General features: G+C 77.4%; 8 protein-coding genes and 1 pseudogene. 7 read left to right on the forward strand and 2 right to left on the reverse strand.

Translation table 11 applies throughout. From position 1 onward, the window contains the following. The first annotated feature begins 17 nt into the window (after window positions 1–17). A complete protein-coding gene (locus ABT263_RS11820; RefSeq protein WP_352290216.1) occupies window positions 18–632 on the forward strand; it encodes a dihydrofolate reductase family protein in 615 nt (204 codons plus the stop codon). Between the two features lie 181 nt (window positions 633–813). Continuing rightward, window positions 814–3705, forward strand: coding sequence for a hypothetical protein (locus ABT263_RS11825; RefSeq protein ID WP_352290218.1), 2892 nt, complete (start codon window positions 814–816; stop codon window positions 3703–3705). A 236-nt stretch (window positions 3706–3941) separates the two neighbouring features. Here ABT263_RS11825 and ABT263_RS11830 read toward each other — a convergent pair whose 3' ends face one another. Both ABT263_RS11830 and ABT263_RS11835 read right to left on the reverse strand, forming a co-directional pair. Next, window positions 3942–4352, reverse strand: a complete 411-nt coding sequence (locus tag ABT263_RS11830; protein ID WP_352290220.1) for a hypothetical protein — start codon at window positions 4350–4352, stop codon at window positions 3942–3944. Between the two features lie 57 nt (window positions 4353–4409). Continuing rightward, on the reverse strand, window positions 4410–4913 hold the full coding sequence (locus ABT263_RS11835; RefSeq protein WP_329491592.1) for an RrF2 family transcriptional regulator: 504 nt from the start codon (window positions 4911–4913) through the stop codon (window positions 4410–4412). A 106-nt stretch (window positions 4914–5019) separates the two neighbouring features. On the opposite strand from ABT263_RS11835, the gene ABT263_RS11840 reads away from it, so the two are divergent. The 5 genes and pseudogenes from ABT263_RS11840 to ABT263_RS11860 all read left to right on the forward strand — a co-directional run bounded on the left by ABT263_RS11840 (window position 5020) and on the right by ABT263_RS11860 (window position 8866). After that, window positions 5020–5763: an SDR family oxidoreductase gene (locus ABT263_RS11840; protein WP_352290222.1), complete on the forward strand. Its 744-nt coding sequence runs from the start codon at window positions 5020–5022 to the stop codon at window positions 5761–5763. A 131-nt stretch (window positions 5764–5894) separates the two neighbouring features. Beyond that, the gene (locus ABT263_RS11845) at window positions 5895–6104 is read left to right on the forward strand and encodes a DUF6479 family protein (protein ID WP_352290224.1); all 210 of its coding nucleotides are present in this window, start codon (window positions 5895–5897) and stop codon (window positions 6102–6104) included. Window positions 6105–6610: 506 nt separating this feature from the next. Then, window positions 6611–7177: pseudogene (locus tag ABT263_RS11850) on the forward strand (sigma-70 family RNA polymerase sigma factor); the annotation flags it as partial. A gap of 427 nt (window positions 7178–7604) precedes the next feature. Further along, entirely contained in the window at window positions 7605–7823 is a 219-nt protein-coding gene (locus ABT263_RS11855) for a DUF6480 family protein (protein ID WP_352290233.1), read from the forward strand. After that, window positions 7817–8866 carry a MerR family transcriptional regulator gene (locus ABT263_RS11860; protein ID WP_352290235.1) on the forward strand — a complete coding sequence of 350 codons (1050 nt, stop codon included), beginning with the start codon at window positions 7817–7819 and terminating at the stop codon, window positions 8864–8866. Before ABT263_RS11855 ends, ABT263_RS11860 begins: the two co-directional genes overlap by 7 nt. The last annotated feature ends 49 nt before the right edge of the window (window positions 8867–8915 follow it).

Here is an 8915-nt window from a genome sequence, read left to right on the forward strand (position 1 = left end):
GACACGAGGAGTACGGAATGACCGAGCAGACCGCAAGCCGCCGGGTCGTCACCAACATGAGCCTCTCCCTCGACGGCCGCTACGCCCGGCGCGACCCCCGGGACATGAGCTGGGTGATGCCCTACGCCCACACCGACGTCGCCCGCGACCACCTGACCGGCCTCTGGGAGCCCGCGACGACCGCCCTGCTCGGGCGGGTCAACGCCGAGGGCTTCCTCGGCTTCTGGCCCACCGTCATCGGCATGCCGGGCGTCGACCCGCGCGACGAGGGCTTCGCGAAGTGGCTCGTCGACGCCGACAAGGTGGTCCTCTCCGGCACCCTCGGCGAGTCCGCCCCCGGCGGGGCGCCGTGGGAGCGGACGACGGTCGTCGACCGGCCGACCGCCGAGGTGGTCGCCGGCCTCAGGGCCGCCGGGGGCGGCGACATCCTGGTGCTCTCCAGCGCGAGCGTCATCAAGGCACTGCTGGCGGCCGACGAGGTCGACCGGCTGGCGCTCACCGTCTTCCCGGTCTTCCTCGGCGACGGACCGCGCCTGTTCGACGACGGCCTGCCCGCCGCTGAGTGGGCGCTCGTCAGCCAGACCGCGGGGGAGCACGGCACGCTGGCCCTCGTCTACGACCGGATCCGCTGAACCGGGCGCGTCTCTCCTCCGGGGCGGCCGGCCGGAGTGCCCGTTCGGCCGTGCCGGAGGTGCCTCTTCGGTCCATGCTTCGCCCGGGAACCTTCCGGTCCCGGGCGCTGTTCTGGCACCATCGGCCGCTACTGCGTGACGGACCGTCGGTGACCGCCGTCCTGCCCCGACGGAGGTTCCCGTGACCAGCTCCGACCCCACCCGGCCGGCGAGCCCGGCCCGTCCCGCCCGCCCGGTGACCGCCGGTGCCCACCGGCCGGCCCGGTGGGTGCGGACGAGGCTGCGCACCGGCCCCTGGGCGGCGCTGCTCACCGCCGGACTGGCCTTCGTGCTGGTGTTCCTGGCGGCGGCGATCCCGAGAGTGCTGGACCGCGGCGCGGACGCGGCGCTGCGGGACTTCCTGCACGACCGGGGCCCGCTGGAGACGAGCCTGCTCAGCACCGCTCGCTCCCCGGAGGGCGGCGGCACGGAGGCGGAGCTGGAGGCGGTGGCGGCCCAGCTGGTCGCCCGGGCCGGGGCCGGCCTCCCGGTGGCGCCGTCGGGACCGGTGTTCGGCGCCGAGGCCCTGCTGCGCCACGCGCTGACCACCCCCGGCCTGGACCGCCCGGACGGGCACTCCCCGCCGACCCTGCACCTGCGCTACCTCCACGGCTTCACCGAGCACACCACCCTGGTCGCCGGCGCCTGGCCGTCCGGCGGGAGCAAGGGCGAGCCGATCCCGATCGCGGTGGCCCGCAGTGCGGCGGAGACGATCGGGATCCGGCTCGGTGCGGTCCTCGACGACGACTCGGTGCCCCCGCAGCGGGTGCGGGTGACCGGCCTCTACACCGTCACCGACCCGGCCGAGCCGTACTGGGCCGACCTGCCGTGCACGGGCCGGGCCTGTCTGGAACGCTCGCTCAGCGACCCCAACATCCGGAGCTGGCACACCGCCGCGGTGATCGGGGGCGACGACCTGGGCGCCCTCGGGCGCTGGGGGCGCAACACGCGTGACTTCTGGCGGCTCCCGGTGGACACCGGCGTGCTGCGGGCCGACCGGCTGGAGGGGGTCAGGCACGATGTCGCCGCGTTCCTCACCGGGCCGACGGCCACCGCACTGCTCGCCGCCACCGGCCGCTCCGACCTGTCGACGACGTCCCGGCTGCCCGGCCACCTCGACCGGGCGGTGGCGCGGCAGGCCGCGGTCGCGCCGACGGCCCTGATCGGGCCGGCCGCCGTGGCGGGGGTCGCGGGGGTGGTGCTGGCCCTGGCCACCGCGCTCACCACCGACCGGCGCGGCGCGGAACTGCGGCTGCTGAGGGCCCGGGGCGGGTCCGGTACCGGGCTCCTGCTGCGGCTCTGCGGGGAGGGCGCGGTCACCGTCCTGCCGGCGGCCGTCGCGGCCACCGCGTCGGCGCTCTGGCTGTGGCCCACGCCGCGCTGGGCGGCGGCGGTGGCCGCCGCGCTGGTCACCACCGCCGTCGCCCTGCTCGCCGTTCCGGTCCGGGCCGCCCTGCCGCCAGCCGACGGCTCCGGCAGGGCCGCGCGCCGGGGCCGGCTGATCGCCGAACTCCTCGTCCTCGCCCTGACGGTGGCGGCGGTGTCGGGTGTCCGGCGCCGTGGCGTCGCCCCACCGGACGCGGGCCCCGACCTGCTGTTGGTGGCGGCCCCGCTGCTGATCGCCCTCACCGCGGCGCTACTGCTGGCACGCCTGCTGCCCGTCCTCGCGGGCGGCCTGGCCCGGGCGGCCGCCCGGTCCTCCGGCACGGTGGCGTTCCTGGGCCTGGCCCGCGCCGCCCGGGGCTCCGGTGGCCGGGGCGGCCGGCGGTCGCGGCCCTCCGTCCTGCCACTCCTGGCCCTCGTGCTCGCGGTCACCACCGCCGGCTTCGGCGCGAGCGTGCTGGCGGGCGTCGGGCTCGCCCGGGAGCAGGCCGCGAAGCTCGTGGTCGGGGCGGACGCCTCGGTGGCGGCGCCGGCCGGGATGACCCTGCCGCCCGGGTTTGCCGCGGCCGCCGCAGCGCTGCCGGGAGTCACGGTCGCCACCGCCGTGCGGCTGGAGAGCGAGGCGTTCCTGCTGGAGGCGGTGCCGGGCGTGCGCGCGGGTGTCGACCCGGAGGCCACCCAGGTCACCCTGGTGGTCGCCGAACCCCGGGCCTACGCGCGGATCGCCAGCGCTGTCGGGGCGGGCACCTTCGACCCGGCGGCGCTCGACGCGCCGGCCGCGGCGGCTCCGGGGGCGCCGACCGTCCCCGCTCTGTTCAGCGCCGACCTCGCCCGCCACCTCGGCCCCGGCGGCCACCGGCTGCGACTGCCCAGCGGCGGCGAAGTCCTCACAGCCCACGCCGGCACGGTCGACGCGACCCCCGCCCTGCCCGGCGCCACCCGCCCCTTCATCGTCCTGCCCACCCCCGCCGCGAGCGCCGTGCTGCCGGAACTCGCCCGCATCACCGACTGGTTCGCGCTCGGCCGGATCGACGAGCCGGCCCTGGCCGGCCTGGTCCGCGCGCTGCCGGCCTCCTCCCTCGCCGACCCCGGCGCCCCGCCGCCGCCCGGGCCGACCGCCGCCACCGCCGTGGTCGGCAACGACCCCGACGCGCTGCGCAGCGGCTACGTCACCCGGACCAGCGCCGCCGTCGCCGCCGACCTCGCCCAGGACCCCCTCCAGCACGCGGCGGGCCGCCTGTTCGGCCAGGCCCAGGCCGCCGCGGGCGCCTTCACCCTGCTCGCCGTCCTGCTCACACTGCTGCGCGCCGCCCCCGACCGGGCCGCCCTGCTGGCCCGGCTGCGCACCATGGGCCTGCGCTCCCGGCAGGGCCTCGCGCTCGTCCTCGCCGAGACGCTGCCGCAGACCCTGCTGGCCGCGGCCGGCGGCGCCCTGGCCGCGCTTACCGCCGTCGCCGTGCTCGGACCGGCCGTCGACCTGTCCACCCTGGTCGGCGCCCCGGTGCCGACCGGGCTGCGCCCCACGGCGGCGCCCCTGCTCCTCCCGGCCGCTGCGCTCGCCGCGCTGACCGCCCTCGCGGTCGTCGCCGAGGCCCTGACCGGCGGCCGCCGCCACCTCACCACCCACCTACGACTCGGCGACCGGCCCTGAGCCGTCCGGCTCCGGGTCGACCTTCCCTCGCGCCTGGCCATCGGTGAGCCCGAGGCCGCCGGCCCCGTGACGTACGAGACGGTCCTCGGCCGTCTCGCGGCACGCGGCTGCGCCTGGTGCCAGGACGATGCCCCGACCTTCGACGACCAGCTCCGCGTCCGCACGGAGGCCGGCGTCCCTCGGCTTCGTGGGCGCGCCCGACGGGTGGCTGCCGCCGATCCCCTACATGTCGGCTCTCACGAAGGCCGGCCGAGCTCCCCGGTGCGGGCGGCGGCTGCCTCCTCCAGCAGCGACCAGCCGTCGAACTCCACCGCTCGCCGGTCTCCCGGCTGCCATCCGTGGGCCGCGGCCGCGTCCAGCAGGGCCCGGACGGCGCCCGGTTCGTGCAGGTTCAGTGAGCCACCCCGGACGAACCCGACGTCCCCGGAGCCCAGGGGGAACCCGCCGGGGACGTACCGGTCGGGTCCGCCGGCGAAGACGATGCGCAGCGTCCCGCCGGAGCCGGCCGGCTGCGGGTGCAGGGTGAGGGTCTCGCGGCAGCCGCTGAAGGCCTCGCCGACCGGTTCGGGGTGGCTGTGGCGGAGCGACCACAGGTACGTCCGGCCGTCGGCGACCAGTCGGCGGGGCTTTCTCGGGTGGCGTGGCACAGCGCCGAGCGTACGCGGCGCGGTCCGCCGGGTGCGGCGGCCGGAGAGGGCGCGGACCTACGGTGCGGCCGGTCCGCGCGGGTCGGCGCCCGAGGTCAGCCAGGCCCCGATCCCGGGGAGGGCGTCCGGCCCGTTGTCGGCCTCCACCGTGGCGGCCAGGTCGGCGATCGTGACCCCGGCCAGCGAGGCCCGCCAGGCGGCGTCCGCGGCCCCCATCGCGCGGGCGATGGGGCACGGCTCGGTGCACTGCTCAGCTGGTGTCGCGAACGGCCCGCGTCGGCGTATCTCGGTGCACACGAACGCCGGGGTGGCACCGTCGACGGCCTGGACGACGTCCAGCAGCGTGATCTCGTGGGCCGCCCTGGTGATCACGTAGCCGCCGGTCTTGCCCTGGACCGAGCGCACCAGACCCGCCCGCGAGAGGGCCTGCAACTGCTTGGCCAGGTAGCTGGGCGACACCTCGTGCAGCTCGGCCAGCCGGGCCGCCGGTACCGGCTCCCCGGCGGCGGTCAGGACCACACAGCAGTGCAGCGCCCATTCGACGCCGCCGGACAGCTTCATGTCGCCTCCACATTGACTCGGACATAGACTATCCGAGTATTATCCCGGACATCTGATATCCGGGTTTGCCCCCAGGGGAAGCCCCCGTCACGAAGGAAGGCACACCATGAAGATCACCGTCATCGGCACCGGCCTGATCGGCTCCCGGCTCGCCGACGTGCTTGAGCGGCAGGGCCACCACGTGACGGCGGTGTCCCGGTCGTCCGGCCTCGACCTGCTCACCGGCGAGGGTCTCGACCAGGCGGTCGCCGGCGCTCACACGGTCGTCAACGTGACCAACTCCCCGACCTTCGACGAGCAGTCCCTCGACTTCTTCCGCACCACCGTCGGCAATCTGCTCGACGCCGGCGACAAGGCGGGCGTGCGCCACCAGGTCGCCCTGTCGATCGTCGGCGTGGACCAGGTGCCCCAGCTCGACTACTACCGGGCGAAGACCCTCCAGGAGGACCTGCTGCGCGGCGGCCCCACCCCCTACTCGATCGTCCGCGCCACGCAGTTCTTCGAGTTCGTGGAGCCCACCATGTCGTGGACCTCGGACGACAGCGCCGTCCGGCTGCCCGCGACCCCCCTCCAGCCCATCGCCGCCGACGACGTGGTCGACGTCCTCGCGGAGGTGGCCACGGCGGCCCCGCTGACCGGCACCCTCGACATCGCGGGCCCCGACCGGTTCACGCTGGACGAGCTCGGCCGGATCACCCTGGCCGCCAAGGGCGACGGGCGCCCCGTCGTCACCGACGACCAGGCGGGCCTGTTCGCCGCCGTCCGCGGCGACGTCCTCACTCCCGGCCCCGACGCCCGCCTCGCGCCCACCCACTACCGCGACTGGCTGGCGGCCGCCATCGCCGGCTGAGGGCCGCGCCGGGCGGGAGCCCGGGCGCCGGGCGTGTGGTGCGGGTGTCGCGCCCCAGGGTCGGACGCCCGGCCCCGTCGGTACTCGGACGCGTACCGTTTGCGCGGGTCCGCAGCGGAAAGGCGCGGCGCATGGCAGTCATCGATCTCACCCGGACCACGCCACTCGCCGCGGACGGGGCGGGCGCACACCTCTGGCTGATCGCCGTGGGCGTCCTCCTGGTCATCGCCCTCATGCTCGCCTTCGTCCTGGGGCAGCGCCGCAAGGACCGCGAGCCGCCGCCCGTCGACCTGTCGGGGGCACGGGAGTCCGACCCGCGGCGCCAGCCGCCGCCGAGGTGATCCCGCTCGCCGGACCGCCCCGAAGGGCCCCGGGCCGGTCTGCCGACCCGTGAGCACCCGGCCTCCGCCGCACCTGCCCCGGCACGACCTCCGCCCCGGTACCGGACCCGGTACCGGGGCGGACGTGTGCGGTGGTGGTGCCCGCGGGGCCCCGTGAGCGGTGGTGGCGGAGTCCGGGTGGACGGTGGCGACGGCGGGATCGAGCCTGTCGCCGATGGTCCGCACCGCCCGGTTCGGACCATCGGCGGTTGGGCGGGGGTGCGGTGGGGCTTCGGGCCGGTGGGGGAGTGGGAAGTGCCTGATGGACCGTCAGACGGCCTGGGTGTCAAGCGACGGGCAGGTGGGCCGGGTTTCGGCCGACCCGGCGGGCGGGTGCTGACATGTCCGCGCAAACATGGCGCGCTGCCGCTCCGGTGTCCTCTCGGGCACGGTCGGCGGCGCGAACGCAAAACGCTGCACAAACGATTCGACTGGGCTAGGGAGCGGAATCGCTGCAGCGTGGGGACGTGACCCCACCTACGCGGACCTGTGTCGGCGTCCCCCTCCAGCGGGCGGCGCCGGCCGGCGACGACCTGCCCCGGCTCCTGGCCCGCTCGGCGCGCGGCGACGAGGCGGCGTTCGAGCAGCTGTACCGCGCGGTCGCCGGGCCGGTGTACGGAACCGCGCTGCGGACGCTGCGCGATCCGGCCCACGCCGAGGAGGTCGCCCAGGAGGTCCTGTTCGAAGTGTGGCGCACGGCCGCGGCCTACCGGCCCGAGCGCGGCTCGGTGCTGACGTGGGTGCTGACCATCGCGCACCACCGGGCCGTGGACCGCGCCCGCGCCGCCCGGGCGGCCACCGAGCGCGACCGGAGCCTCGCCCGCCGGGACGTCACGGAGGCCGACCCGCCGGACGAACAGGCCGTCCGCTCGCTGGACCGGCTGCGGGTCCGGTCGGCACTCGCGGGTCTGAGCGGCGTCCAGCGCGAGGCGGTGGTGCTGGCCTACTTCGGCGGGTACTCGCAGCGCGAGATCGCGCACCGGCTGGAGGTGCCGCTCGGCACCGTCAAGACCCGGATCCGCGACGGTCTGACCCGGCTCCGGGCCGCGTTCGCACTGCCGGACCGGGGCGGAGCACGCCCGGGGGGAGTGCCGGCCCAGCCGTCCCCCGGCACCGGCCGCCCGGGCCGGCCACCGGCCGGGAGCGGCCCGCGATCGCCGGAAGCGGGCCGCGGCGCCGCGCCGGCAGGGATCCGCCCGCGCCCGCCGGCGGGCCCGCCGGCTCCGGCCGCGCGCAACGGTGCGGGAACGCTGCGCCGGGCGGCGGCGTGCCGTGCGGGAGAGCATGGAAGCGTCACTTCTGACGACGGGCCACCGTCGGTGGCCGTCGCCACCGGGCGCCCGCGGCCGCGTATACGGTTGACCACGCGAGCCCCTACGCGCCCGCGAGCACCTACCCGATGCCCGGGGCGGCAGCGCTCCGACGCAGGCCCACGCACCGTCCCACCAGCGGGAGGACATCATGACTCTCGACCACCGCACCCCCGCGCACGAACGCCCCGTGCCCGCGAGCCCGCCCACCGAGACGCCCGAGTGCGAGGCGTCGACCTGCGCGGGCATCTCCACCCCGGAGTCGACCGAGCTGCACACGGCCTGGCCCGGCTGGATCCCCCTCCTGGTGATCACCGTGCTGGTGGTCTGCTGCGTCGGCTTCGCGGTGGGGAGGATCGGGGGATGGTGACCCTGCCCGCCGAGCACGGCGCCGGCCCGTGGGGCGGTGGCCGGGCGGGCCCACCGGACGCCCCCGAGGACGCGGGGCTGCCCACCGGCGGAGTCGCCCGCCGCCTCGGCGTGTCGCCGACCACGGTCCGCTCGTGGGAACGCCGCTACGGCATCGGCCCGGCCGACCGCGCGGCCGGGCACCATCGCCGCTGGAGCCGGCAGGACATCGCGGTCCTGGAGGCCATGTGCCGCCTCACGGCCCGCGGAGTGCCGCCGGGCGAGGCGGCCCGGGCCGCCCTGGCCGAGCGCCGCACCGCGCTCCACGACGCACCGCCGCCCGCCGGCCGGCCGCCCGGAACGGAGCGGCCGGGTGACATCCCGGCCCGCCGCGACCCGGGCGGCAGCCGTGCCCTGCGGGTCGGGACGGTACGCCCCGAGTGCCGCGGCCTGGCCCGGGCGGCGGTCCGGCTGGACGCACCCGAGGTCGCCGGGATCCTGCGCGACGCGGTCGTCGCACTGGGGGTGGTCGAGGCGTGGACGGAGGTCATGATGCCCGCCCTGCGGGCCGCGGGCCGCAAGTGGGCGGCCGACGGCGAGCAGTACGTCGAGGTCGAGCACCTGCTCTCCTGGCACGTCTCCAGCGTCCTGCGCGGCGTGGCCGTGGAGACCGGCCCGACCCGGCCGGTGCCACCCGTCGTCCTCGCGGCGGTGCCCGGCGAGCAGCACACCCTCCCGCTGGAGGCGACGGCCGCGGCGCTCACCGAGCGCGGCCTGCCCTTCCGGATGCTGGGGGCGGCCGTCCCCTTCCGGGCCCTGCTCGACGCCGTCCACCGGATCGGCCCGGGCGCCGTGATGATCTGGTCCCAGGACCGGCACACCGCCGACCCCGAGCTGCTGCGCCGGGTGAGCGGCAGCATGTGGGGTTCGCGCGGCTCCCGCACCCGGGCCCTGGTGGTGGCCGCCGGCCCCGGCTGGGCCCGCGCCCTGCCCCCGGCCGGAGCCGCCTGCCCCCGCACCCTCGCGAGCGCCGTGGACCTCCTCGAACAGGCGCTCACGGGCTGACCTCCGCGGCCCGGCGCGCCGGTTCCCGGCCGCGCCGGGCCGCCCCCGG

The sequence above is a fragment of the Kitasatospora sp. NPDC001603 genome, assembly GCF_040298365.1.
GTDB lineage: Bacteria > Actinomycetota > Actinomycetes > Streptomycetales > Streptomycetaceae > Kitasatospora.

Coding starts and splice junctions, on each gene's coding strand:
- ABT263_RS11820 (WP_352290216.1), top strand. CDS start 18: ATGACCGAGCAGACCGCAAGCCGCCGGGTCGTCACCAACATGAGCCTC.
- ABT263_RS11835 (WP_329491592.1), bottom strand. CDS start 4,913: ATGAAGCTGTCCGGCGGCGTCGAATGGGCGCTGCACTGCTGTGTGGTC.
- ABT263_RS11840 (WP_352290222.1), top strand. CDS start 5,020: ATGAAGATCACCGTCATCGGCACCGGCCTGATCGGCTCCCGGCTCGCC.
- ABT263_RS11845 (WP_352290224.1), top strand. CDS start 5,895: ATGGCAGTCATCGATCTCACCCGGACCACGCCACTCGCCGCGGACGGG.
- ABT263_RS11855 (WP_352290233.1), top strand. CDS start 7,605: ATGACTCTCGACCACCGCACCCCCGCGCACGAACGCCCCGTGCCCGCG.
- ABT263_RS11860 (WP_352290235.1), top strand. CDS start 7,817: ATGGTGACCCTGCCCGCCGAGCACGGCGCCGGCCCGTGGGGCGGTGGC.